Source organism: Natronosalvus amylolyticus, assembly GCF_024298845.1.
Taxonomy (GTDB): Archaea; Halobacteriota; Halobacteria; order Halobacteriales; family Natrialbaceae; genus Natronosalvus; species Natronosalvus amylolyticus.
Map to the genome: position 1 here is coordinate 2,385,238 of NZ_CP101156.1, position 24,101 is coordinate 2,409,338.

A 24,101-nucleotide genomic window follows, 5' to 3' on the forward strand; every position below is an offset into this window, starting at 1 on the left:
AGAAACGAAACACCAGAGATCACTTATCTTCCCTCCGTTGGTGGCTGAGTAGTGGTTGTTCACGAACCGCATTTGCTGTCTCATCGTACGCGTGTTTCTCGCCGTTCCAGAACTCGGTTGCAAGGATGAACAACTCGACTGTACTTATTCGTCGAGCACTCCAACCGGGAACTTTCTGGATGAACTCGGCCTGAATCGTTCGACATCGATTCTCGAGTTTGTCAAACATCGCTGCCCGAACCTCAGCATCAGCCATATTCTCTCGGCGAGTCACGAACGGATTGAACAGAAAGCCGATCACCGGAAACGAGGTGAGTTTCTCTGCTGGGGATAGTTCGTCCTGATACCGATTATATACCTCGAGCGGGGTGACTTCGACGCCGATAAAGTAGCGTAACTGGTGAGTCCCGGCGAGTTCACGAGGGCGTTTCTCTCGATACTCCTCGAGCAATGATTCGAACACTGGATTTTGCTCGACGTCCTCATCGGTCAGTCGGTCATCGATCTGGTCGATCATCGTCTCCACTGGAAACGGTCGTGTCGTTGCGTGGAACGTGAGTGGGAAATCGAGTTCTCTGTTCGCGAACTCTTCACCCAGACGCTGGATCTGTGCCCAATCACCAGACATAGCAAAGTCCATGTTTCCAGGATCGATCTCGAGGAAGGCCTCCATCGAGCCATCAGATCGCTCTATGGCTCCAGCGCCCGGCCAGGCACGTTCGATGCTGGTGAGGTCTTGCGTACGCTCATCGGGGCGAAACGGCGTGTAGCTCACGAGACCGCCCCCAGTGGTCGGCTCACTCGAGGCATCACCTGTCTCCGAACTGTAGGTGAATCGTGGGCGCTTGCAGTAGTGGCGATAGACATCTGCCAGCCACGTCGAGGCAGGGAGATGACTTGGAGAGGCATAGACGATAGCCGCGCCAACAATAATGCCGAAGAAGACAAACGGAAGGACAACACCATCGAGGCCGGTAAACCCACCGACGAGGAGTCCAACAATGGGAAATCCAAGCAGAACGTAGACATCCCCTTCTGCGATGTTCAGCAGTGGAATCCGACTCTGCTCCCCCAATTCGTCCATAATACGCCGCCCAGCCGCATCGTTTTCTTGAGACATTTTCAGTAGTACCCCGGATCGTTCTCGGTTCGTCGATACGCCTTGACACCCTCTTGCCCGTAGGCGTCAGTCGCAACGTTATCGTGAGACGTCTGGCTCCCACCAGCACTCGAGGCTGTATTCGAAGAGACTCCTCGGTCACGCATCTTTGAGGCGACCGTGTATCCAGCCGCGGCTTTTGGGCCCCAGAGTGCAGCAGAGGAGGCTGCAGCAGGCCCAGCAATCGCACCTGCGCCGACAACGGCCCCAGCAGTGAGTGTGGCCTTCGTCGTGCCACCGATAATCTTCGTCGTCATCGGCGTCGCATACTTGAACAGCTTCCAAACGATGATGATCGACAAAATAGGGAGTGTAACGGCGATGAGATAGCTCAAGAAGTCACTTCCAGGGACGATGGCACCGCTCGAGCCTTCGCCGAACAACAAGTCGTATCCCCTGAACAACAATGAAACAGGAATCGGCATCACAGCCAACGGGACGAACTTCATGCAAACCGTCCGGGCTATATCAGAGACGACAGGGATATTCCCATACGCTAGGGCGATTCCGATCGGCATTGCGTAGACGAAGATGTACAGCAAAATCTCTCGGAGGAAAAACAATGCCTGGAGAACCCACATCGCGGTGGCTCCAACGCCGGCTAAGAATAACGCAAGGATCGGGTTGGATACGGCAGCACTAAGAAGAGACTTCATTGCAGACGTAACCGCAGAGACATCCGGAATCAACGCTATAGTGAAGCCGTCGACAAGGTAGAGCGCCAGGACAGCAATCCAGTACCACGTAACAATCAAGAACGCACCCGTCCACGCGCTACGGGTGGCTTTTCGAGATTCGTATACACTTCCAATATTGAAGATCCGGATCGCGTGTCGGCCCTGGACACACATCACCAGCAACAGCAAAGAGATGATCATGATGTCGCCGGTCACAAGCGACCCATAGATTTGTTCCCAGGGAGCGTTGCTTGGTTGGCCAAACACGAACGTGCCGTCCGTCTCTGGGGTTGTCGTTCCAAATATCTGTGCAGTGATGGCATTGTATCCATCTATCAATCCTTCTTGAAACCATTGGATGAGCTTGTCAATTGCGTCCTCAAACCATTTGATCCCGACATCAGAGAGCGACCAAGCAAGCATTACGCAGGACCCTCGATTTCGACTTGACACTCACCCAAATCCGAAGTAAGATAATGAACATGATATTCTGTCAGATGAATTTTAGCGGAATGTGTCGAAGTAAATTCGACACTAAACTGCCCTTCCTCGCCAACCGTTTCACATCGATTATAGATTCTGGAAGGAGAGAAGGGTACATTATTACTGTAGATGCGAACGGCCTTTCCGGGTGGGATTATGACCTCATCAGCATCCCTACTAAAGTCGTTCTCCAGATCGTAGATACCACTGACACCAGTCTCATCGTAGCTATCGCGAGTTGGGTACGGGACATCACCCCTGAATCGAAGCGTGGTGATGGCTGTCGGCCCAGACCCGGAGTTAGTAACATAGAGGATCGCATCCCCCTCCATAGCAAACCTGTTTGCCCCCTCGTACATCTCCTCAGGGTAATCTCGAGCCAGGCGAAGATCGATAAACTCGAGGTTCGGTTCGAAGGCCATCACAACCGAACCAAGGGTCTCATCATCGTCGAGGGCGATGAACTCGTAGTCACCGGGCGTGTATGCAAAGCCAAGGTCGATTCTTGTCCGGGAGACCCCAGCATCGATTTGGCGCCAGGCAAACAGTTCACCAGTGGGATCAATGACGTTCAATCGAGTGGCTACATCGCGCTCGAGGTCGATGACTAACTGTGTTTCATCGAGGGTAATTGATTGAATCGGGCCACGTTCGTCATCCTCGAAGGTCGAATCTGTGTTCCCATCTCGATCCTCCGAATCATTGCTTCCTGTGCATCCAGCAAGGGCAGCCACGATTCCAGTTGTTACTCCAGTGAGGGCGGTTCGTCTGCAAATAGTCTGTTCTATCGTCATGGTGTATCTTTGATTTTCAGGAAGGTGCCGACGCGTTGTGCAGCGTAAAGGGCGACAGCAAACGGGAGGGCATACCGGATGACGTCAACCAGCAGAACGAACCAGCCAGTTGCCGTTCCCAGCGGGTGCCACGTTTCGGTTGCTGTATCGCCGATATAGGCAGGCTGGTGTGACCGCCACGAGCCTGGGTGATAGGTTGCGGTGTAGATCCCTGGTTGGGTCACCGTAACTTCGACACGGCCAGAGAGATCCGTCCGCACGATCTCGTTACCGACAGTGATGTACCCCGATCGGGAATCCTGCCCAATGACCGATAACCGAGGGTCATCAGCCCAGTTCTCGAGGGTAATTGGCGACCCCGTTTCGACATCACGGAGTTCGATCAGGAACGTGGCCGTTTCCGCACTCGAGTCGAGACGTTCGATGGTGAGTTCACTCTCGCGGATCTCGCGTTCGGTGCTCCCATCCGGTTCAATGAGGTCCGCATGAACGCCACGGACGATTCCAGCCACCGCGATTTCGTCTCGGTCAATCGTATCATACCGGAGGGCGAGACCAGACGAATCCGTGTACGTGCCAGAAACAACGTCAATCTCGACGTTTTCGTGAATCGCAGGTTCAGGAGAATCACGCTCTCGACCCCAGACCTCGAGAATATCCGGGCCATCGCGTATCGGTTCAACCCGTGGGCCAATCGCAGAAGGATACGCATGGACGAATACCGGCCGTACACTGGAGTTGAATACTTCCTCACCGTGTCGAGTCCCCTGAGTGAGTTCGTCCCAGTCTGTGTCTCGAGCGGTATAATATCGCCAGATGCCGCGGACGTTTACCTCCCCATCGGAAGTAAGCGTGTAGCCATGCCACGGCTGTGAGGTATAGATGGCAACGCCAGCGTCACCATCTGGGTACCTTGCTTGGTAGACCGATGCCCGTAAGTCATACACGACGACGTCGATATCGTGCGTGACCGTGACCGTTTCTTCGATTGTTCGGGTCTCGGTCTGCTCGCTATCGTTGTCGATCGTCGTGGTAACTTCCTCGAGTGCCGTCTCGATATCCGCCTCGAGGGTCAGCGTTGCTGGCCCACCACGTTCAAAATCGTACTCGAGCAGTGGCGTATGTGTCCCATCAGCCCGTACGTGTACGTCCCCATCGCGTTTTAGCCGGACTTCCTGAATAGACGTGCTCGTAAGTGAGCGTTCGACCGTCTGATTTTCATGAAGCGGCTGGCGCGAATTCTCGAGGCGAACTCGATAGTCGACAAATCCACGGACCTCACCGGTTGGTGCAACGTAGTACACAGAATCTGTCGGGTCTAAGTGCGCTTTCGTCGAGGGAAGTATCGCAAAGATCGTCGCGTGTGCATCAGCAATGGCCACCGAATCGACTCGCTCTGCATGTGAGGGGTAGACGGATGTATCGGTATCCCCAGCCTCGAGGTGAGGAAATTCTGCACTCGTCCAGCGTGCAGCGGTATCCGGTGGCTCGCTGAACGTGATGTCGGTACAGGAAGCCAGTTCCTGCATCGCCGTCGGGGTGGTGCCAAAGCGTTCTTCGTATTCACCAACGCTGAGACACTCATTCGGCTCTTTTGACCACAGGGTCGCTGTCTCGTTCTCATCTAGTTGCACATCGTGACTGAGTTTGGCTGTGTGTCCGCCCTCGCCAGCACTCGCCGTCGGTAACGTGGTGAAGCTGAGAAACACAGCCACAGCTACCAGTGCCACGATGACTGCAGCCGTTCGAGCAGGGAGGGCCATGGGAGACTCGCCTAAAGGTGTGTTCCTTACCACGGAACGAGATTTACACAGTCTGCGAGCGGGAGCCCCATAACCGAGCCAGCAACGGTATACAGCGGGCCAAGTACGACCAGAATTACGGCTGACTTCAACGCCGTATGTTTGTGTTGTTTGAGGTCACGTTTCTGATCAACATTCATCGTGAACATCTCGACGAGCGAGTCAGCCTGCCACACAACAACCAGGCCCATTATCCCGAGCGCGGTCGTAATCTGGAAGAATCCAGAGATCATTCCAGGGAGGGCTTCAGCTTCACAGACAACGCTGTCCTGTGCGAGTACTGGATCAACGGCAACCAACGAGAGGAGCGCTGTTATCGTGAGTGCCTGTCGAGTGACTCGAGTTCCGGTTGTCTGGGTATCGGTTCGGTCGAAGTCGATTGTGGAGGAGTCCGAAGATTGCATAGGTGCTTTGACCTCCTCCCGCACCTGAAGTCGCGGGAATCCCACCATGGAATTTCAGGCCGAGCGCGGCCCTAAGGTTTCAAGACGCATGCGTTCCACGCGTCACTTGCTGGGTGTCAGCATCGGCGTGGCTGTCTTGCGGGCCGGTCAAACGGCCCCCTTCCTCAGCCGAGTCATCGCCACTCATGTGTTCTCTTGAATGGCTCTCTCCGCTGAGGTGGCGATCTGCTATATTGAGTGCGGCGTTGACGTCCGCGTGGTACTCCGAGACCCAACACGCCGAGTTGGAACACGTGAACGTCGCTTGATCAGGGCGGTAGCCCTGTTCCCCACAACAGTGGCACGTCTTCGAGGTGTACGCGGGATTAACCGTCGCCACACGAATTCCTTTCTCAGCCGCCTTGTAGCGGAGTTGGGCGTGCATCTTCGCAAAGCCCCATCCGTGAAGTCGGCGGTTCATGAACGCGCCGTAGTCCATGTTCTCACGGATGTGCGTCAAGTCTTCCAGAACTAACACGGGGTTCTCGAACTGGTCGGCGTAGGCGACGGCCTCCGACGTGACCGTGTGAAGAATGTCGTCTATCTGTCGCCAGAGTGTATCCCCGTAGGACTCTACGATACGTTCGCTTCTGCGTTGCTGAAGACGTCGAGTCGCCGTGAAATACGTCTCACGAAGTTGTCGAACTCGCTTACCTTCGTCGTTCCAGAGGTTGGGTTCAGTCGGGGAGTCGCGCTCGTTACGGTGACACACCGTTATCAAAGAGGCTTCCCCGATGTCTACCCCAATCGGCGTTTCAGACGCCGAACTGGCTCGTTCCTCCACGTCCCGTGTGGCGACGATGTGGAAGTACCACACACCATCGCGGTCGAACAGCCGACACTCGCCCATCTTTGCGTCCCCCGCGTGCAACGCTTCCAGCCACTCTCGCTGTTCGGGATTCGGTTGGGCAGGCAACCAGAGATGGTAGTCGTTGTGATGCGGGATTTTGACGTACCACTCGATGGCGTTCTGTGGCTTGTGGTCGAGTTTTGGGCCTTCGTTCGTGAACCGGACAGGGTGGTCGTCGTGAAGTTCCTTAGCGTCGTAACTCCCGCCACAAAGTTGTGGGACGTACTTTTTGAGCGCGTTCTTCGCGTACCCGCTCAGGTCGTAGTTGACCACCACGTCGTTGGCCGCCGACTGTGAGGTGCAATTCGCGTTGAACGCGGCTTCAAGGGCGTCTTGGTACGCCTGTTTCGTCTCACAGAGTTTTCGGTGCTTGTGGGCGTTCGGTTCCACAAGCTTGAGTTCCAGCGTCTCGGTGAGTTCGGTCACGTATCCCCCTCCTCCTGACGCTGGATATAGTCTTGAACCGTTTCGCTTGAGACGTGCCCTGCTGTTCCCGCGTAGTAGCCACGCGCCCACTTGATTTTCTCGCCGTCGTGGTCGGCGTAGCGGTGGTTGTATTTCCGCGAACTGATGCCTTTGAACCAGTTGGCGAGCAGCGACGGCGCGTGCTTCGGTGGACTACTCACGAACAGGTGAACGTGGTCGGGTTGGACGGTAAGGTCGATTATGTCCAATCCTTTTTCGTCGGCGATTTCGTGGAGGATTCGACGCACACGGTCTTCGACCTCGTTACCCAGTACCGAGTTGCGGTACTTGGGCAACCACACTATGTGGTAGCTAAGGTTGTAAGTCGCGTGCCGTGTGGTCTTCATCCGTACTGTATACTATGGCTAGTACTAGCTTAAAACTACCTAATGGCGTGGGAAATCCAGCGGTTCGTAGCAACGCGGATCGGACGTACTATGCCTACCGCTCGACCCGCGCCTGAAGACGAGGGTATGCGCTCGCACTATGTATCACGCCAGCAAATGAACGCACAAACAAGGGAGAGAATCGCTACTCCGGAGCGAGATCACACTGTCGTCTGTTTCAACTGGTATCCAGACCGAGAGACCTGCAACAAATGCACATCCGCAAAGTCATAAATAACCAGTAATCACATTCATTTTGTGGTGAATCTCATTATCCATAGGTTGATTAAATATCTTTCTAGTTTTAAACTGTGGAATTATTAGGATATATTTCGCTGAGAGTCTTACGGACAGTCAGAAGGCGACCGATGGAAACTAGCGGATCTAGGAAGAGGATGTGCACTCGAGAAACAGCTCTTCAACGTCGAAACAAAATATATTGCGCACTCGGTTAGGGCGGGGATGTCAATCTGTTTCTTCGTCAAGTCGGAACGTTGCACGTACTGATTCTGGGAGTGGTGGTCGTGGAGCCATTTCGTGCCGTTCAATTTTCTCGTGCTTTCGCGTTTTCTGGTGGACGGCTCGCGCCACTGGGACGCCCTTAAGATAGTTGAAGTCCCCAAGGATGTCGACACCGTATTCAGTAAAGCCGTAAAATTTCCATGGCAAGCCGCGCTTTTCTTTGTTTGGGGGATGCTCGTAGATTGCAAGCAGGTCTGCTTCAACCAGCACGTCCAGTTGCTCTTGCACAGTCTTTTTTGATTTGCTCGGAATGAAATGGTTAATTTCATCGGCTGACGCGAGGATTTTCGGGTGCCCCACGAGCGCCTGAATAATGCTGTGTCGAGTTTCCTGTGACAGCAGCGCCATCAGTTCACGCTGACGCTCTAAGGGATTTTCTGCGTGCTCGCCTGTGGAGAACGTGGAGATGTCGGCCATTGTCAACTGAAGTTACGTTATCAGGCCACATAAATACAATGGGTTGACTTAACATAGTCAGACCAATATGGTTAAATTGGTTTCTGACCATACTGGTTAGTATGGACAGAATACCGGAGAACACCGAAGAACTCACAGATTTTATCCTGAACGATCTTCTCTATGGCCTCGAACTCGATCCAGTAGACAGTGAACAACTTCTATTGTATATGCAAGAGCGGCATGAGCACCTCTTTGGCCCACATTCGACGTATTTTGTGTTGGGTAGCTACGAACCACCGTTCAAATATCGTCTCGACGAAGCGCTTGATGTACTGAACCATCGCCACGATGCCTACGCGTATTTGCTCGCGACGCAGCCCGATCTCGAGGTGTCAGACGACATTCCGGATCTCAAAGTAAAATTCTTTTTACACGCCCTCTACGCAGATTCGATCCCACTGGTCCTTGAACACGATACAGGTGGGGCAGTCGTCGAATTTGGGCGTGTTGAACGCCCATGGCTGCTCGACCGTACGTATCTCTTCCCTCGGGCGCAGGAGGAACATTATAAAGATGACTCCCTCCTCACAACACAAGATGCGATACATGCTCGGGCCGTCGAGCTAGCATATCATGCTGATGATCTCGACAGGGAACTTTCTACACTCGCTGAATGCGCTCGTAACCACGGGCTGGACATTTCGGTGCAAGATCTTAAAGCGTATTTGCAGTCTGAACTCGGTGGTCGAACTCCGTCATATAGCGGAGTCATAACTGATTCTCTCGTTCACCTCAGCTCATTAAACCAGTGTTTTTCCTGGACTACGGCTGAGGAACTCAAAGAGCAATTGTCAAATGTTCCCTGAATATGCGATAATTATATTGCGCACTCGATCATATTTCTACACATGGGTAACCGAGACGATGAACACGGTCCGCCACCATCGGACTTTTCGGAGGAACTCGACGACCGTCTTCGTTCTGCACCAACTGATGAACGGGTATATCGAGTCGCTCTCGAACTGTATGAGCCCACTCGAGTATCCGAGATCGCATCACGTGCTGAGTGTTCAAAGAACGCTGCACGCCGTCACCTGAACCGCTTAACCGATATCGGACTGTTGACCCGCGTTATGAACAATCCTGAGGCATTTGAGCGGAATGAATCCTATTTCGAATGGCGTCGACTCAACCGACTCGCCCAGTTGAGTGAAGAGGAGTACAAAAGTCGGCTTGGGGAACTCCTCTCCGAAAATGATGCCTATCGAGAGAAATATGATGCTGAGAAACCAGGTGAGATCGACCCGCTCGAGTACGGAGATCCCGAACGCGTTTGGTTGGATCTGAACAATTGGGCGGCAATCCAGACGTCGATTCGTGACCTCCGTCGATCACAAGAAAACGGAGCGGTCGATGAAGGGGTAGTCTGAGCGTGGATCATGGAACGCACGACCGAGACACGAACCATGCACTTCTACGCGAAATAGCCTCTTTGCTCGCGGATGAATCATGGATTGCACAGATTTCTGTCTTTCCATCGAACCGCCCCGAATCAATTGTCATATTTCCCGTTTCTCAGTATTACCCGCCCGAGCACATTGCAGAGATCTATGTCGAGATTCAATCATACACGAACGGCGATTTCCACATTACCTATTTCGAAGATCATCACGGGGTTGACTGGGTATGTAGATGGGATCGGCATGAAAGCCCAGACTATACTCGAGATCACTTTCATGCACCTCCGGATGCACAACACGCAGATGGCGAAAGCCGAGATTATCCACGTGAATTGTTGACCGTGATTTCACAGGTGGTGACATCCTGGGTGTACAACCGAATCGAGGCCCTCTGGGAAGAAGTGGAGAAGTCGAATTCTTCCTGTAGCTGAACGGTATATTGGCCTTTCCACAGGGGGAACAGCTAAGTCATTATTGCGATAATCATTATCTAGAGTATGACCTTCTATGATCGGTGCAACGAACTCGAGGCCCTCGAGACTGCAGCTGCATCACCGGACTATGAGTTTTATGTGGTCTATGGCCGACGTCGCGTCGGGAAGACCGAATTGCTCAAAACCTTTTGTGCTGATCGACCACATATCTATTTCCTCGCTGCTCAGGAGTCAGAACACCGCCAGCGTGAGAAGTTTATCGAGCAAGTTGCCGACTACTTCGATGATCGTATCCCCCGAATCGAGGGGTGGGACGATGCGTTCGACTATCTCGGAGAAAAGATCGCTGACGAACAGATTGTGGTTGTCATCGATGAATTTCCGTATCTGATCGAAGAAAACGACTCCCTACCATCGTATGTGCAGTCGTTTGTCGACGAACGACTCCAGGACACAGATTCGATGCTCGTCCTCTGTGGCTCGAGCGTGAGTACGATGGAGTCAGAAGTTCTCGGTCACAAGAGTCCCCTGCACGGCCGTCGTACGGGTCAGATCGATCTACAGCCGTTCTCGTTCAAACAAGCCCGAGAGGCGATTGCATACGAGTTCGAAGAAGCAATCCAATCGTACGCAGTCACCGGTGGTACGCCGATGTATCTCACTCGCTTTGATTATGAGTGTTCACTCAATGACAATATCCGAACGCATATCCTATCTCCAACGGGGATCCTCTACAACGAACCGGAGTTCCTCTTGCGCACTGAATTGCGAAATCCTTCGCGATACATGAGTATCCTCGAAGCGGTCGCGTTAGGACACACAACGCCGAATGAAATTTCGGGAGGGACCGGTATTGACGTTGGGCCACTGTCGAAATACCTGCAGACACTTCGCCGGCTTCGCCTCCTTGATCGTGAGGTGCCCATCACGGAATCTAGGAAGAAGTCGAAGCGATCGCGCTATCACATCGCGGACGAATTCCTCCGCTTCTGGTTTCGATATGTCGAGCCGAACCGCTCGAGTATTGAGGAAGCACCCGACATCGTCTTAGAAGGCACTATCCAGCCAGACCTTCCCAACCACGTTGCACCGACGTTTGAGGATATCTGTCGGGAAGCAATCTGGGAAGCGATTCGTAGTAGCGAAATCGAGCCCTACTCCGAAGTTGGCCGCTGGTGGTATGGCGAACACGAAATTGATATCGTGGGCTTGGCACCGAACACTGACCGGATCCTGTTCGCCGAATGTAAGTGGACGAACGAACCGGTCGGGTACTCGCTCGTCAACGACCTCCGAGATAAAGCTGAAAACGTCAGGTGGGGCCCGGGAACACGAAGTGAGCAGTATGCGCTTTTCTCGAAATCCGGTTTTGTCGACGGACTCGAACAGGACGTAGAAGACAATGAGAAGTGGTTGTTCTTCGACCTCAGTAACCTCAACTCAATTCTCTCATGAGAGTGGTTATAGGTCATTATCGCGGTAATGATTATTAGGGGTATGACCTTCTACGATCGTGGCAACGAACACGAAGCCCTCGAGGCTGCAGCCGTATCACCGGGCTACGAGTTTTGTTTTTGAACAACGTCCTCGAGAGTGAAGAGCTGTAAATCGTCACGTGCTGAGACGGCTTGACATCCTCCACACGACTGAAGTCGTGGGATTCCTCGCGTTGGGGGGTCTGGCATCAGCACCAGCCCCCACGGAGGCAACTTTCTCCTACGCCGACCGTAGGATACTCTGGTCTGTATGCTCCTCGTTGGGACGGTAAGCGCGTGGTGACGCCGACCATCGGTGGTCGTCCCACTTGAGGCATACGGGCCGTGCCATCGGCCGTGGTACGTCTGCTTTGTGGCGTTGACGAGACACGAGATGTCTCGTTCGCCAATCAGAACTCTCCGAGTTCTGATGACGACGGAGGAACGTCTCCGACGCCGTGAGGTCCGCGTGGCCCTCGAAGCCACACGGACAGGTGAGCGTGTCTTGGTGGCGAGTCGTCAGGTCGGTTGAACCGCACTGCGGGCACTCTTGGCTGGTCCACGCTTCGGGGCGAACTTCGACGGTGATACCGAACTCCTCGGCAGTACACGCCAGCCGGTCGATGAACGCCCGGAACGCCCAGAAGTTGTGCGTCTTCTGGTTCGCCCGGACCGACCAGTGCGTCTCCAGTACGTCCGTGAGGTCGCCGACGTACACCGTTGAGACGCCCTGGTCGTACAGCCGCTCGAAGAGGTCGCGCCCTTCGTACAGATACTGCTGGCCGGTTGTAGTCGTACAGGCGACGATGTTGTTTGCACCGATATCCAGAGCGGCGGTTTCGTCCGCCAGTGGTGAATCCTGTCGAGAATTGTCCGTTGTGACAGGCTGAATGGCTCTGAATCGGTCTTCCAACTCGTCGTAGTACAGTTCCAACCGACCGGGCTTGCCGTCCCACTTGGGACGGCCGCGTACTTCGAGGCGCAGCCGTTCGGTGTGGCCGAGACCGAACTCGACTGGCGATCCGCTTTCCGATGACCGGTCGCGTATACCCACCGTTGACGTCCGCTGCCAACCGTTGTGCCTGCCGATTGACCTGGCCCAACTTCGCTCGTCCAAGTTTCTCTCGGGGATCGACTTCCTTGATTGGCCGCCGATCACGACACGTCTGTTCAACTACAGCTCTCGTTCGCTCCGCTCGTCCCTCTTGTTGACCGAATGCTGCCTGTACGCTAATTCGCTCGAGTTCTTCCTCTCTGGCATCACGAAGTCCGCCCCCGTGTCGATCAGCGCCTGGGTGACCTTCGTCTGGTAGAACTCGCTCTCTCCACCCTTCTCGACGTACTCTCTCATCGCTTCGAGAAACTGTCCTGTCCCGTCAGTTGGATCCGTTATTCGTCGTCGCGCCAAGAGACCCAGACCTCGCGGTAGTTCCCGAGTTCGCGGTATTCCTTCTTCCGCTCGAAGACGTCGATGGCGTAGATCATCTCGTTGTCCTTGTCCCAGTCAACCAGTACGCGGAAATCACCGACTCGGAGCTTGTACCCGGGGTGGTTCTTCAGGCGGTCGAGAAAGTGATTTGGGAAGTCGCCGATGTCTTCGAGTTTGTTGATGACGCGCTTTGCGTCTTCTGTCTCGAACTGCTCAACCGTCGAGAAGAAGGTCTCTGTCAGAACGACGTTATTCGCCACTTGTCGGCCCTTATTCCTCCTTGGCGTCTTCGAGGCCGAGTCGATCCTTTGCTTCCGAGATCGACATCGTGCGTCCCGCTGCCACGTCCGCGTACCCCTGGGAGAGGCCCTCCTGCGCACCGGGCGTCAGAATCGGCTCCGTCGTGTCGCGCAGTACCTCTCGAATGAATTCCGACCGATTGGTGTAATTCAACTCCTCTGCGAGTTCGTCGAGTTCTTCCAGAAGTCGTTTGGGGACTTTGACGTTGAGCTTGACCATCTCGCCGTTGTTCTCGCCCGCGTCCGTACTCATGTATCGTGGTACCCGCGTGGTACACATAGAACTATCGCTCACTCGTTCCACAGATAGTTCCTATCTCCTCCAGCACCTGAAGACGCGGGTATGCGCTCACACTATGTATCATGGAGGATCCGTAGCTGCATTGAGCGTAGCAAGATCACCTGTTTCGTACCCACGTCGCCAAATCTTCAATATTGCTCGAGCGACCAATCGCGGTTCTGTGACCTGAATACAAGATTGTACTGCCGTTTCAGAAGACGCCTTGGGCGGCTCGTGAAAGTGTTGGTCTGGCGAATGAGGGTTTGGATGCATGTCGAATCGCCAGTTCACATCATCCTCGTCAACAGAGTGGAAACGGTAGGCTCCTGAGGAGTACCATGTGCAATCAAGTCGGCACCAGTCTGCGTTACCGATTCCATCTTTGAACCAAATACGAAGCTCTTGTGGACGAAGAACACTGTCAAAGTCGGCCACTTCAACGAGTGGTTCTTCCCGAAGAAACAAATCCCGAATCATTCGCATCGACGTCACATCGGGTTTTCCAAGATCAGATGCACACTCCTCTGGAGGGATACCAACAACATCGTCTTCTTCCATCAATTACACCGGAATATTTCCCGTGGCGTTCGCAAATGCCCCTCGAGAGTTCCCTCCAGAGTCTACCTCTTCACCATCTGGGTTAAAGTCGTACAGTGAGAGGGCTGCCTGTGCGAGTTTCAAGTTTTCTTCGAGGGCCCGCCACTGTGAGATTGCGATCCATCCGTCACCATCGTCAGCGTCGAGTTCTAGTGCAAGATCGTCCGGATCCATCACGTCATATTCGTTTCTGTAGTGCTTGATGTCCGATTTCAGATTTCGAATTCCCTCGACGAGCTCTTCTTTTGTTAATTCCGAATGTAGCTCTTGGATTCGCCCCATCGCAACGGTTTCTCGAGAGCGTTTGTATCTCGTTCCCTGTCCAGTGTCATCACTCTGGGCGAAGCCAGCTTCGGTGAGTGTATTCAGGTGTTTGCGTGCACTTGGTTCACTGACTCGAGCACGCTCAGCGATTGATTTCGCATACTGATATTGGGTCGTCGTCATCAACACCTCTTTGACCCTATCAAACGGGGATGTCTCTTCTTTCCACTCCTCAACGACTGCCTCGTTGAGATTGCCCTCCCAAAACCTTTCTCTACTATTCATTGTACTCACACAATATATACGGAGAGGAGACAAATATAGCTTTTTGCTAAAGAACTATATTTTTGAGTCTAGCGCTGCCAGAAGACAGGAGCGAAAGCCCGGCAGCGTGGTTCGAAAATCTCTGATTTTCGTCATCAAGTGAAACATCCAGTTTCGCGGACATCGCGAAGCTCCGCTTCGCTCAGTCACGAAAGAGCTCGCTCTTTCGAACGAAAACGGCCGTAGGCCGTGAGCAGCCCGGAACGTGGAGGTGGGTGGGGCAGTGGGTAGTGGGTGATCGGGCACCAATAAAAAGAGTCCGCTACGGGCCTATTCCCACCAGCGGCCGCGCTCTGGGAATACGATTTCCGACCAATGGGTCAACGCAATCGAGCACCGTCCATTGTACCAGTTCTTCGCTGCCGCCCTGAACCGCACCCACTCACCTTCCTGCACCATCGTCTGATTGCTCTTCGCCCAGATCGTAAACTTCGTTCGCCCAGTTTCGTCTTCAAGCAACCCAACCTGTTGAATCGCTGGACTCGAGGGTTCCCACAACTCGATCACACGACCCTCGACACTGACCTCGCCTCGCCTGATCGACTCGAGTCTCCCAATCGGCACGATCGTCCCAGCCTCATGCTGCATCTCTTCTTTCGTATCCATCACCGCCTCGAACATGTCCGCGCCCTCGAGAAACCGACTGGCAATCCGCTTTCCGATGACCGCTCTCGTGTACCCACCGTTGACGTCCGCTGCCAACCGCTGTGCCTGCCGATTGACCTGGCCCAACTGCCCCCTCTCGAGTTTCTCCCGAGGATCGACTTCCTTGACTGGCCGCTGATCACGATACCTCTGTTCAACCACTGCTCTCGTTCGCTCTGCTCGTCCCTCCTGTCGACCGAACGCTGCCTGTACACTGATTCGCTCGAGTTCTTCCTCTCTGGCTCGAATGCGCTCTTCCTGGGCCAGGGTCACGCCATAGATCCGATCTTCGCTCGTGTCGACCATCCCCTCTGGGTGGTTTGCATCGACCTTCGCCTGAATCTCCATCTCCACCGTAGCCCGGAACTCCGGAGTCTCGTCGACGATGTCCTCATGCTCCGCTTGACCCGCTTCCTGCTCGTACGCCTGTTCATCGACCGAAACGACCTTATTAACTGATTGCTTACTAGACATTGGATTATACGTCCAAAGGCGCTCACTCGGCGTCTTTCCGACACCACGACTCTCCAGCCCTGGCTCTCTCGCTGTCCAACTCATCCATCACACGCGTCTCGCTCGCGCCTTCGCAAGCGCCCGTCAGGGCGCGAGCGAGACGCGCCGATGACAGATCCAACCAGTAACGCGCGGCGCTTCAATCGGAGCGAGCGGCCAGTTTTAAGCCGTTTTCGCGTCTGAGCGCGAGCGATGACCGAAAGCGCGCTTAATACTGGCACCCGAAGAGCGAGAGTGAGTGGAGGACAGAAGCGGCGAGCGGGACGTGCCGTCATTGAGCAGGGAACAACCTCCTTCGACAGCCAGCTGATTAGTCCACGTGGGTGGGATCGAAAGGGGGCTGACGCGCTGAGCGAACGTTTGCGTTCGCGATGCTCGGAAGTCGCGAAGCGTCTTCCGTTGCTCGAGGAACCCCGATGACGCAAGCACCGCAACGGAGTGAGGCACACAGCGAGATATTCGCGAGTCAACGAGCGAAGGCCATCGAGACGCTTGCGTCTCGCCAGACGCGGGACTCGAGGGCGCCAGGGGTTTTCTGTCAGCAGTATAGTGTGCGGCTGAGAAGATCTACAGATAGGCAAGGCGAGTGCCTCGGGGCTCGACCCCGAGGCGGTTCACTCTAGCAGAGTAAGAAGTTGATTCACATAGGGACTGTTTTCCCAGCTTCGATGCGGACTGATTGACTCGATAAGCGTTCGTGCCTCTGTATGGCTCATATACCCGTTGCGGGCATAGTCACAGATGAGCCGGGGTGTAGGGATGATTCGTGGGCCGGTGAGTACGGCGTGCACGAGCGCGAAGTTCGTCCCGCCGAACTCGTCAGTCAGGAAGCCATCGGCCGCAACCGCGTTCGCAAGCACAATACCGTCCGTTTCGCCATCATCGAGCCCAAACGTTGGACGTGACTCAGGCGTGTCCGATCGTTCGTACGGGTCCTCGACAGTGTAATAGTCTCGAGCAGCGAGAACGTTCGTCGCTGCCGCTCCGTGAATATCGTGGTACTGAGCGAGATCACGGAGTTCTGAAACGACTTCTGGTGGAACGAGAACCTCACACGAGGTAAGCAGATACTGGAGTGGATCCGGTGACGTATCTGTATCGTATCGTTCATCGGCACGAGGAACAGCGAGACTCACAAGGGTGCTGGTATCGGCGACTACTGTTCGAAGTCGTAACCCGCCGCTCATTGCTCACTAGACGTGTCAGACGCGCTCGTAGGATCTACTGTTGTGGTATCACCAGCATAGATGTCGAAATCATCCGGTGGCGCAAGATCGAACGGTTCACTCTCTAAGTCTGCTTTGAGGAGGCGAAGGCGCTGTGCGGTTTCTGCGCCGACTAGCTGTTTGACTGTCTCGAACTCAAGTTGGTCGTCGTAGTACCGCTCGGCAACTAGATCTTGGAACGTTTCACTCTCCGCTGTATCCTCCAGATACTCGCGGATGGCTTCCACGAGTAGGTCCGTTCGGTCTTTATCGAAAAGGCTAGCGACAGCATCCAATCGCTCAACGAGGTACTCCGGAGACTGGAAATGGACACGTCGAGGCCCGTCACTTGTGCTCATTGTATGTGCAAGTTCTGCACACAGGCCAATAACGTTTTCGACTCATGCACATAGCTTGTGCATAGATGGGGGCGAGTCGCGGGGCTCGAGGGTACCAGGGGCTTTCGTCGTATTCTACAGGCAGTTGACCTCCTCCCGCGCCTGAAGTCCTGTCTCTTACCCATAACTCAGCATCAGCGAGAAAAACAAGTAGATACGTCTGAAATCAAAGAATTGGCCAGAATGTCAACTGTGGGATCGAAAGGGGCCGACCGGTGGGCGAAGCCCGGCTCCGGAAGCACTGCAGTCGAACGAAGTGAGACGAAGCGCACAGCGTGGGCCGCGCGAGTTGAGCGGTCGAGGGCTTTCAAACGAATTGACTCGAGCAAGCCTGTAACTCTACCCGACAATCCATCAAATAATAAACCTCATAGCATGCCCACATAGCACACGCTTCAGCGCGTCTGTCGAGAGTTAAGACAGTTCAATGGAGTCGAATAGACACTTATTACGAAGGACTCTAGTTACGGTATATTGGAGTTCCTCGAGTGAGGCGATCTCGCTCTCGTGAGTGGTGATGCAGTCGCTTTGGGTCTCCGTATTTGAGTATCAATGGCGACAGAAAAACACACACCGCCACCAGATAGTGAATCGACTTCTCCGTCTGCGGATACAGAGATCGAGACAGATGCAAATGTAGCTGTAGCGAGAAAATCGGTCTCGAAAGGAGAGACAGACTCGAAGACGACGGATACGTTGTTGACTGAGGACAATTCAAAGAGCCAAACAAAGCAGGCCGAAAGCGATCCCGAACTACTGGATACGCCAGAATCGACGTCCAAATCCGACACAGAGTTGCGAACGTATCTCGAGATACGGCCGTCGACGAAGGCGCTCAATGTATCGGCGGTGGCACAGGCGATGGAGTTGCTTTACAGTCGATTGGAAGCAGCCACAAAGAGCGGGCTCTGGAATACACTTCGAGGGAGGGCTAAGGCACCGCTTGTCGAGTGGCTGCTCGTTGCTGATGGGAGATCAGATACGAGTATTCGCTATCTTGTCGGGACGACAGACGAAGCGTTTCTCGATGATCTCGAGGCGATTTGTCGGACGTGCCTGCCGAATTCGTATGAACTCATGCAGGTGCAGTGGCATCCACGGTGTCTCGAAGACGCCCTGGAAGCAACATTGGACCAACCAAAATCGAGGCCGGCCTCGAGCTCACGTTCCAGTAGCGAACCCACGATAGACCCAGATAGAGACGAAGATCCACCATACGTAGCTGGCGTCGAATATCGCGGGCATGCCCACCTGGGTCGAGATTGGCTGACTTCGTTCAAGACGTTCGAAGAGGTATTGCCCACAGGGATGGAGACAGCCCAGCCTGAACAACATACACACGAGTCGCGACGGGTGCCACTGGCGACGCTCATAGAGACGTTGTGTGAGGCGGCTGTGCCGGTTATGTATCAGGTTATCTGTCGTCCTGCAGGCTCTGTTCAGTCAACGGCCGATTCCTATCAGATCGAACTCGAGGGCGGGATAGTCACGACAGGGGACAAGATAGCCGATTTCATGTTTTCGGGTACGGAGCCAAAAGACCCTGAGACAGTCGAACCCACACCGGCCTATCGAGATCGACTCGAGTCACTCACGCGTCGGGATCACCGACATCCGTTTCAGGTATCAATTCGAGCGGTTACACTCTCGAGGGAGAATCCACAGAGAGCAAAAGAAACCGCCCACCAACTCTCCGGGGCGTTCGATCACCTCAGTGGGGCGTTTCACGAGATTTACGGCCACGTCGTTACTGATGATGATCTCCACAACCAATCTCTGCCACCTGGCAGCACGATATACAAGCAACTCACTGACCGGGTTTGTAACGAGATAACCTACGATACACTCAAAAACCGACCACCATGGAGAGCATACGAGAGCCGGGGATTGGTTATGTCGACTGCAGAACTCCCTACTGTTTGCTTACTCGATGGCGTTGGATTGACTGGCCATGGCCAACGGGCACTCGAGGCACGACACTCAGAGCGGACGGGACTTCCATTGCCACCACCACAGATATTGGACCGCTATTCTGGAGTTGGGCAAGCACTGTGCGTTCCGTTGACCGATGATCGCCAGCCCCACTCACAACCGTTTGTGTTGCCACCTGCGCTCCAGGATCGACATCTGATCGTCATCGGCGATACGGGCTCTGGAAAGTCCGTCCTCACAACGACTGCCCTCCTTTCGAACGTCGAGGCCACAACAGGCCCAGAGATCCTGTTCGATTACAAAGGTGGGGGAACGGCCACTGAATTGCTCGAGGCCCACTACGCGCGGCGTGGGGGCCTCGGTGACGTCCAGTATTTCGACCTGACAAAGACCCTTCCTGCACTCTCGATATTCACCATCAGACCATTGCTCGAGGCAGGGCTCTCTCGTGAGGAAGCGCGGTCACGCATCGCCGGCCATTATGAAGAGATTCTGTCGGGGTTGATGGGTGAAGAACAGTATTATAGCGCAACGGAGTCCACGAAGGCGATTCGAAATCACCTCCGGGCGTTATTCGACCCGATTCACGGCACAGAGACGGTCTCTCACAAAGACCTCTACGATGCATTGCAACTGACGCTGAGTGACCGGACACCACCATCGACATCCGATGAGCGCCTTAGCGCGTATTTTGCGGGCTTACTCGAGCGTGATCGAGACGTCTTCAATATGGTATTGGGTGGGGCTGTCGCTCGAGTCGAGACCATTGCCACCGATGACCGACTCGCACCGTTGTTCGATCACGTCTACGTTCCCGAAGAGGAGGAAACGGCAGACGCACAAATCGCAGACCGAGACGCTCCTCAAAACCAAACAGACGCTACTCGAGAAACCACACAAACAGACCGGGACGACGAAGACCACAGAGGCCACGAGTCTGTACAAACAGACGTCACAAACGGAGAACACACGGGCGACGCTCGAGAGACCAACGAACTGGAGCCTCGGGTGGGGCGTGAAATCTCGATCGAAGATATCGGCAAGTCTGATGAAGAGCGTGACCCCTACTTCGATTTTACCGAGATTATCGACGAAGATGTCATAATCGTCTTCGATTTTGGTGGGATGGAAGAGCGAGTAAAGCGTGCCCTGACGATGGTGTTGCTCTCGAATCTCTGGATTGCGCTTAAAGCACGCACTGAGGAAAGCGACGGCGACGAAACTCGAGAATCACCACAAGTCAACCTGTATCTCGAGGAAGCGAAAGACGTCGCAACGACACAGTTGGTCGATACACTGTTGTCACAGGGGCGTTCGTTCGGCCTCTCTCTCATGTTGGGCGTGCAGTTTCCGGGCCAACTCCGTTCGGCCGATCCATCGAATCAGACGTACGAAGAGGCGCTCAACGAGATCGGCACGTTCGTCGTCGGCAACGTGAGTATTGAAGCAGACCTCCCAAAGGCGCTGGCTACCGACGATGTGCCACCCGAAAAAGTTGCTCGACGGCTTGCAGCAATGCGTCACGGTGAGTGGCTGGTCCGCCCAGCCGCCGAGTTCGGGGAACCTGCACCTCGTCCATTCCTCGGACGCTCACTCACCCCACCGGCCGGCCACCCAGTAAGCGATCAACCCCTTGAAGGCAAACAGTACCAGTCGTTCAAAGCGGCGTTCGACCTCATGTCTATCGAGACCTGGGACAACGCAGGGCTGGCATACGAATCAGACCCGGTTCTCGCCGACCAGACCGATGGTACTGCAACCGATGATGAAACGCCCGAAGAAGACCAGTCTCTGCGCGTTGACTCGTTATTACCACACTCAAAGCGATTGCCTGAGTGTGTATACTACAACGAGGAGATTCATGCCCTTTGTTGTCGATCCTGTCGGAACCGCTATGATCCCACAATCGAGGGAATAAAACGCGCAATTACCTGTTGTCACACCCTCGAGGAAGTCGACCCTGCAGATATCCCCGTCTGTGAAATCAACCTCAAACTCACGACCGAAGAGCGAGAAGAATCCCCGTGGACCGACCGACAGCTACTGTTCTTACAGACGGTCTACAACGCCCAGCAACTCCGATGTGACCCACTCGAGTACGACTTGCTTCGTGACTCGATGATCCGCCTCCAGGAGTACGTCGGAATCGATACCGAAGCGATTGCCCCACTGCTGGAAGCAGACGTCCTTCGCCACGATGCAGATCACCCTCATCGCCTCTACTCCGTCTCGCCTGAAGGACGAACAGTCATTGGCGAGAGCTACCGACAGGGCGTCGATTACGGGCATGGAGAAGGCGACCTCGAAGAGTCCTCACAACACGTCTTCGGCATCGAAGTTACCCGACAGTACCTCGAGGCCACCTACGTTGATGACCCTGATTCGACGGTGACTGAGATTATCCCCTATTATGACATCGATGGCAACCATCGTCTCGACCTCGCTGGTGTTGATGGCGATGGAGAGATCGTCATCACAGCAGAAGTCGAACGGATCAACAACGACGTCCACCGTGCCGTCCCCGCCGATTTCGATAAGATGGCTGCCTGTGAACCCGAAGAAGCCATCTGGATCGTTATGAAGCAGGCCGATGGACACAAAGTCCTCTCTGCGCTTAACAATCCACCCGAGGGGCCGCCTCGAGTCACCAAAACGTATGCGAAAACGACACCACCCCAGCAGTTCCGCATTGACACACCTGGGTTGACTGCGGTCTATCCGGCTGAGTGGCTCAGAGACCAGTACTGAACAGTGTAGTCATCTGGCTACATTCTCGAGGCTGACCGACCTCGTTGGAGGCAACGAACTACCTCACCGTACTCGCCCACGGCTTGCTCCGTTCGCTCCTTAGGCAGGGGCGTAGCGCCCAAGTCCAATTAAACGCCATCTTCTTCGAGATTCGCCGCAAGTCGTGACTGGAGCGCGGCGTTTATCGGAATCAAAAGGAGCCACGTCAGAATCCCGAAGCTGGGATCGAACGCCGCGACGATTATCGCCAGGAGAAACACAAACGGGGACGCGAGATACCTAGCTGCTTGAATCTTCACAGCTCGAGACGCAAGTCCTTCTTCAACGAGTTGTTTCCACGACGCGTACGACCAGAGGAGTGCAAGAGTGAACCCGGTAAGTGCGAGCGTGCCCGACAGAAACATGATTCCGAGCTGACCTGGGTACGTCGCAAAGACGCTCGAGGCGAACGGGACGAACGCGACCATGAGGAGAAACAAGAGATTGAGCCACACTACTCCCCTGTCGTGTTTCACGATGTGGACGAAGACGCGACGGTGGTTGACCCAGTATGACGCAATGACAAGGAAGCTCAGGACGAAGCCGAAGAACTCGTGCCATTGCTCGAGGATGAGATCAGGGAGAACCGAAATCTGGCTTCCCACCGGAATGTCCGGAACAGTGATTTCGAGCACCAACAACGTGATGGCGATAGCGATGACGCCGTCGCTCAACGCGAGTAATCGATCCGTTTCATCTGACTCTTGACGAAATGATAACACCATGGATTGGCAAACGCCACCAATTTACAAACAATTGTTCGTCGATTTTCACACGTGTGTTCCGGACTGTCGTTCGGTTCTCACCAGTTACAGTTACAATTAAAGGGAGTACTGGTGGTGAGTCCTTCCTCTGGATGTTGCACGTGTTTTCTGCCAGCTACCGGACAGATAGAACGAGGTATGGAAGATACACAGCGCGTATACAGCACAAGATTCGGCTCGATCGACGAAAGTGGTGATCGCTCAGAATGGGGGAACGTAGTTACCGGAACTGCAATCGAGCTATCAGCCATCTCTAAAAAATGGCGCTTCGCTTTTCGGGCGATTCGAATGCATCACAGGGATAGTGTGAAAAATTGCCGCTTAGTCCGCGTCGCTGATGAAGGACAGCACCTCGTCGGTGAAGCGGTCTGGTGCGACGAAATGTGCCGCGTGTCCGTGCCCATCGAAGGTAGCGAGGCGACTGTTCGGTAACGTGTCGTGGAGTTCCTCAGCGCTCTCTTTGAGCCACCCGCTCTCGCTCCCTGTGGGAAGTAACGTCGGCGTGGATAAGTCTTCGAACGGTGTGAGATCATACTCCCGCCTCTCCGCACCCGCTTCTAACTCGGGCAAGAGTGTTTGTTGGAATGTCTCCACGTACCGGCCCCACATCGGTCCCGAGCGAATCGCGTCGAGTTCGTCCGACTCGAATTTGGCTATATCGTCGAGGAAGAGTATGAGTGCCTGCTCGTTCTGCCCCGCCTCTAACAACGCCATCATCTCTCCGACCGTCTCCTCTATGCGGGCTAAACGCTCCTCGGAGATGATGGGAGGCTCGTATAGGATCACACTCCGTAGATTGTCGATTCGCGGGGCCGCACCCAGTGCAACGAGAGCGCCATAGGAATGGCCGATGAGCGTCACTGCGTTGTCGATCGACTCGACAACCGCGACCACGTCGTCGAACTGTGGTTCTGCTGTCCCACTGTACTCGTCAGGGGAGCCGCTGTCACCGTGATACCGTCGGTCCATGGCATGGACCGTAGTGTGTTCTGCGAACTTCGAACGGACATCGCCGACTTCCCAGACCGCACGATCAGTGACGGACCCATGAACAAGGACGGACGGCGGCCCACTCCCCGACCGCTCGTACACGATTTCAGTCCCATCTGTGGACGTCACTGTCGCTATCTCTTTGCCTTCATCGGACTCTGTTACTTCAGTCATGTGGCTTCTCACCCAATAGAGCACTATGCGAACTAATCACATAGGTGCAACTGATGACGGATTTGCAGAGGTTGAAAGAAACCTAGTCAGTGAGAGATAGGTCTGCCAATCCGACGCAGATCACTCGGAGCAAGCGAAGTCTATTTGCATC

At 54.4% G+C, this 24,101-nt stretch carries 23 protein-coding genes and 2 pseudogenes; 5 read left to right on the plus strand and 20 right to left on the minus strand.

What is annotated here, in order from left to right; genetic code table 11:
- Positions 1 to 19: 19 nt before the first annotated feature.
- The 8 genes from NLK60_RS11170 to NLK60_RS11205 form a co-directional block, all read right to left on the minus strand.
- Complete coding sequence (locus NLK60_RS11170; protein WP_254807869.1) at positions 20 to 1,120, minus strand: TraC-like domain-containing protein; 1,101 nt, start codon at positions 1,118 to 1,120, stop codon at positions 20 to 22.
- Between the two features lie 2 nt (positions 1,121 to 1,122).
- The gene (locus NLK60_RS11175; RefSeq protein ID WP_254807870.1) at positions 1,123 to 2,259 is read right to left on the minus strand and encodes a TrbL/VirB6 family protein; all 1,137 of its coding nucleotides are present in this window, start codon (positions 2,257 to 2,259) and stop codon (positions 1,123 to 1,125) included.
- Positions 2,259 to 3,113, minus strand: a complete 855-nt coding sequence (locus tag NLK60_RS11180) for a hypothetical protein (RefSeq protein ID WP_254807871.1) — start codon at positions 3,111 to 3,113, stop codon at positions 2,259 to 2,261. Before NLK60_RS11180 ends, NLK60_RS11175 begins: the two co-directional genes overlap by 1 nt.
- Complete coding sequence (locus tag NLK60_RS11185; protein WP_254807872.1) at positions 3,110 to 4,876, minus strand: DUF8186 domain-containing protein; 1,767 nt, start codon at positions 4,874 to 4,876, stop codon at positions 3,110 to 3,112. The genes NLK60_RS11180 and NLK60_RS11185 overlap by 4 nt, the downstream gene beginning before the upstream one ends.
- Positions 4,877 to 4,902: 26 nt before the next feature.
- The gene (locus tag NLK60_RS11190) at positions 4,903 to 5,319 is read right to left on the minus strand and encodes a DUF7985 family protein (protein WP_254807873.1); all 417 of its coding nucleotides are present in this window, start codon (positions 5,317 to 5,319) and stop codon (positions 4,903 to 4,905) included.
- Between the two features lie 79 nt (positions 5,320 to 5,398).
- Positions 5,399 to 6,634, minus strand: coding sequence for an RNA-guided endonuclease InsQ/TnpB family protein (locus NLK60_RS11195; RefSeq protein WP_254807874.1), 1,236 nt, complete (start codon positions 6,632 to 6,634; stop codon positions 5,399 to 5,401).
- Entirely contained in the window at positions 6,631 to 7,020 is a 390-nt protein-coding gene (gene tnpA, locus NLK60_RS11200; RefSeq protein WP_254807875.1) for an IS200/IS605 family transposase, read from the minus strand. The genes NLK60_RS11195 and tnpA overlap by 4 nt, the downstream gene beginning before the upstream one ends.
- Before the next feature lie 504 nt (positions 7,021 to 7,524).
- Positions 7,525 to 7,998: an ArsR family transcriptional regulator gene (locus NLK60_RS11205; RefSeq protein WP_254807876.1), complete on the minus strand. Its 474-nt coding sequence runs from the start codon at positions 7,996 to 7,998 to the stop codon at positions 7,525 to 7,527.
- 101 nt (positions 7,999 to 8,099) lie between these two features.
- On the opposite strand from NLK60_RS11205, the gene NLK60_RS11210 reads away from it, so the two are divergent.
- The 4 genes from NLK60_RS11210 (at position 8,100) to NLK60_RS11220 (ending at position 11,329) form a co-directional block, all read left to right on the plus strand.
- On the plus strand, positions 8,100 to 8,846 hold the full coding sequence (locus tag NLK60_RS11210) for a DUF8170 family protein (RefSeq protein ID WP_254807877.1): 747 nt from the start codon (positions 8,100 to 8,102) through the stop codon (positions 8,844 to 8,846).
- A gap of 42 nt (positions 8,847 to 8,888) precedes the next feature.
- Positions 8,889 to 9,410 (plus strand): DUF7342 family protein, encoded by a 522-nt coding sequence (locus tag NLK60_RS19695; protein ID WP_425499046.1) that lies wholly within the window; start codon positions 8,889 to 8,891, stop codon positions 9,408 to 9,410.
- A 2-nt stretch (positions 9,411 to 9,412) separates the two neighbouring features.
- On the plus strand, positions 9,413 to 9,871 hold the full coding sequence (locus NLK60_RS19805; protein ID WP_484555222.1) for a toxin-antitoxin system TumE family protein: 459 nt from the start codon (positions 9,413 to 9,415) through the stop codon (positions 9,869 to 9,871).
- Between the two features lie 66 nt (positions 9,872 to 9,937).
- On the plus strand, positions 9,938 to 11,329 hold the full coding sequence (locus tag NLK60_RS11220) for an ATP-binding protein (protein WP_254807879.1): 1,392 nt from the start codon (positions 9,938 to 9,940) through the stop codon (positions 11,327 to 11,329).
- Between the two features lie 261 nt (positions 11,330 to 11,590).
- Here the strand turns inward: NLK60_RS11220 and NLK60_RS11225 are convergent.
- The 10 genes and pseudogenes from NLK60_RS11225 to NLK60_RS11270 all read right to left on the minus strand — a co-directional run.
- A pseudogene (locus NLK60_RS11225) lies at positions 11,591 to 12,361 on the minus strand (zinc ribbon domain-containing protein); the annotation flags it as partial.
- Positions 12,357 to 12,608: pseudogene (locus NLK60_RS11230) on the minus strand (DNA-binding protein); the annotation flags it as partial. The pseudogenes NLK60_RS11230 and NLK60_RS11225, both read right to left, overlap by 5 nt.
- Positions 12,524 to 12,700, minus strand: a complete 177-nt coding sequence (locus NLK60_RS11235; protein ID WP_254807880.1) for a hypothetical protein — start codon at positions 12,698 to 12,700, stop codon at positions 12,524 to 12,526. The gene NLK60_RS11235 and the pseudogene NLK60_RS11230, both read right to left, overlap by 85 nt.
- A gap of 38 nt (positions 12,701 to 12,738) precedes the next feature.
- Entirely contained in the window at positions 12,739 to 13,038 is a 300-nt protein-coding gene (locus NLK60_RS11240) for a type II toxin-antitoxin system RelE family toxin (RefSeq protein ID WP_254807881.1), read from the minus strand.
- Between the two features lie 10 nt (positions 13,039 to 13,048).
- Positions 13,049 to 13,330, minus strand: a complete 282-nt coding sequence (locus tag NLK60_RS11245; RefSeq protein ID WP_254807882.1) for a ribbon-helix-helix protein, CopG family — start codon at positions 13,328 to 13,330, stop codon at positions 13,049 to 13,051.
- A 108-nt stretch (positions 13,331 to 13,438) separates the two neighbouring features.
- A complete protein-coding gene (locus tag NLK60_RS11250; protein ID WP_254807883.1) occupies positions 13,439 to 13,915 on the minus strand; it encodes a toxin-antitoxin system TumE family protein in 477 nt (158 codons plus the stop codon).
- 3 nt (positions 13,916 to 13,918) lie between these two features.
- Complete coding sequence (locus tag NLK60_RS11255; protein WP_425499078.1) at positions 13,919 to 14,503, minus strand: winged helix-turn-helix domain-containing protein; 585 nt, start codon at positions 14,501 to 14,503, stop codon at positions 13,919 to 13,921.
- A 309-nt stretch (positions 14,504 to 14,812) separates the two neighbouring features.
- Positions 14,813 to 15,661, minus strand: coding sequence for a DNA-binding protein (locus tag NLK60_RS11260; RefSeq protein WP_254807885.1), 849 nt, complete (start codon positions 15,659 to 15,661; stop codon positions 14,813 to 14,815).
- A 653-nt stretch (positions 15,662 to 16,314) separates the two neighbouring features.
- A complete protein-coding gene (locus NLK60_RS11265) occupies positions 16,315 to 16,887 on the minus strand; it encodes a hypothetical protein (RefSeq protein ID WP_254807886.1) in 573 nt (190 codons plus the stop codon).
- On the minus strand, positions 16,884 to 17,264 hold the full coding sequence (locus tag NLK60_RS11270) for a hypothetical protein (protein WP_254807887.1): 381 nt from the start codon (positions 17,262 to 17,264) through the stop codon (positions 16,884 to 16,886). Before NLK60_RS11270 ends, NLK60_RS11265 begins: the two co-directional genes overlap by 4 nt.
- Positions 17,265 to 17,855: 591 nt before the next feature.
- Here NLK60_RS11270 and NLK60_RS11275 point away from each other — a divergent pair.
- On the plus strand, positions 17,856 to 21,983 hold the full coding sequence (locus NLK60_RS11275) for an ATP-binding protein (protein ID WP_254807888.1): 4,128 nt from the start codon (positions 17,856 to 17,858) through the stop codon (positions 21,981 to 21,983).
- Between the two features lie 128 nt (positions 21,984 to 22,111).
- Here NLK60_RS11275 and NLK60_RS11280 read toward each other — a convergent pair whose 3' ends face one another.
- Both NLK60_RS11280 and NLK60_RS11285 read right to left on the minus strand, forming a co-directional pair.
- Positions 22,112 to 22,747: a TMEM175 family protein gene (locus tag NLK60_RS11280; RefSeq protein ID WP_254807889.1), complete on the minus strand. Its 636-nt coding sequence runs from the start codon at positions 22,745 to 22,747 to the stop codon at positions 22,112 to 22,114.
- A 360-nt stretch (positions 22,748 to 23,107) separates the two neighbouring features.
- Positions 23,108 to 23,950, minus strand: a complete 843-nt coding sequence (locus NLK60_RS11285) for an alpha/beta fold hydrolase (RefSeq protein ID WP_254807890.1) — start codon at positions 23,948 to 23,950, stop codon at positions 23,108 to 23,110.
- Positions 23,951 to 24,101: the final 151 nt, after the last annotated feature.

Excerpts from the sequence above, each read along its gene's own strand:
- NLK60_RS11250 (WP_254807883.1), bottom strand. The coding sequence starts at position 13,915 with ATGGAAGAAGACGATGTTGTTGGTATCCCTCCAGAGGAGTGTGCATCT.
- NLK60_RS11220 (WP_254807879.1), top strand. The coding sequence starts at position 9,938 with ATGACCTTCTATGATCGGTGCAACGAACTCGAGGCCCTCGAGACTGCA.
- NLK60_RS11260 (WP_254807885.1), bottom strand. The coding sequence starts at position 15,661 with ATGTCTAGTAAGCAATCAGTTAATAAGGTCGTTTCGGTCGATGAACAG.
- NLK60_RS11280 (WP_254807889.1), bottom strand. The coding sequence starts at position 22,747 with ATGGTGTTATCATTTCGTCAAGAGTCAGATGAAACGGATCGATTACTC.
- NLK60_RS11270 (WP_254807887.1), bottom strand. The coding sequence starts at position 17,264 with ATGAGCACAAGTGACGGGCCTCGACGTGTCCATTTCCAGTCTCCGGAG.
- NLK60_RS11245 (WP_254807882.1), bottom strand. The coding sequence starts at position 13,330 with ATGAGTACGGACGCGGGCGAGAACAACGGCGAGATGGTCAAGCTCAAC.
- NLK60_RS11255 (WP_425499078.1), bottom strand. The coding sequence starts at position 14,503 with ATGAATAGTAGAGAAAGGTTTTGGGAGGGCAATCTCAACGAGGCAGTC.
- NLK60_RS19695 (WP_425499046.1), top strand. The coding sequence starts at position 8,889 with ATGGGTAACCGAGACGATGAACACGGTCCGCCACCATCGGACTTTTCG.
- NLK60_RS11190 (WP_254807873.1), bottom strand. The coding sequence starts at position 5,319 with ATGCAATCTTCGGACTCCTCCACAATCGACTTCGACCGAACCGATACC.
- NLK60_RS11185 (WP_254807872.1), bottom strand. The coding sequence starts at position 4,876 with ATGGCCCTCCCTGCTCGAACGGCTGCAGTCATCGTGGCACTGGTAGCT.
- NLK60_RS11285 (WP_254807890.1), bottom strand. The coding sequence starts at position 23,950 with ATGACTGAAGTAACAGAGTCCGATGAAGGCAAAGAGATAGCGACAGTG.
- NLK60_RS11170 (WP_254807869.1), bottom strand. The coding sequence starts at position 1,120 with ATGTCTCAAGAAAACGATGCGGCTGGGCGGCGTATTATGGACGAATTG.
- NLK60_RS11265 (WP_254807886.1), bottom strand. The coding sequence starts at position 16,887 with ATGAGCGGCGGGTTACGACTTCGAACAGTAGTCGCCGATACCAGCACC.
- NLK60_RS11275 (WP_254807888.1), top strand. The coding sequence starts at position 17,856 with ATGGCGACAGAAAAACACACACCGCCACCAGATAGTGAATCGACTTCT.
- NLK60_RS11175 (WP_254807870.1), bottom strand. The coding sequence starts at position 2,259 with ATGCTTGCTTGGTCGCTCTCTGATGTCGGGATCAAATGGTTTGAGGAC.
- NLK60_RS11205 (WP_254807876.1), bottom strand. The coding sequence starts at position 7,998 with ATGGCCGACATCTCCACGTTCTCCACAGGCGAGCACGCAGAAAATCCC.
- NLK60_RS11210 (WP_254807877.1), top strand. The coding sequence starts at position 8,100 with ATGGACAGAATACCGGAGAACACCGAAGAACTCACAGATTTTATCCTG.
- NLK60_RS11235 (WP_254807880.1), bottom strand. The coding sequence starts at position 12,700 with ATGAGAGAGTACGTCGAGAAGGGTGGAGAGAGCGAGTTCTACCAGACG.
- tnpA (WP_254807875.1), bottom strand. The coding sequence starts at position 7,020 with ATGAAGACCACACGGCACGCGACTTACAACCTTAGCTACCACATAGTG.
- NLK60_RS11180 (WP_254807871.1), bottom strand. The coding sequence starts at position 3,113 with ATGACGATAGAACAGACTATTTGCAGACGAACCGCCCTCACTGGAGTA.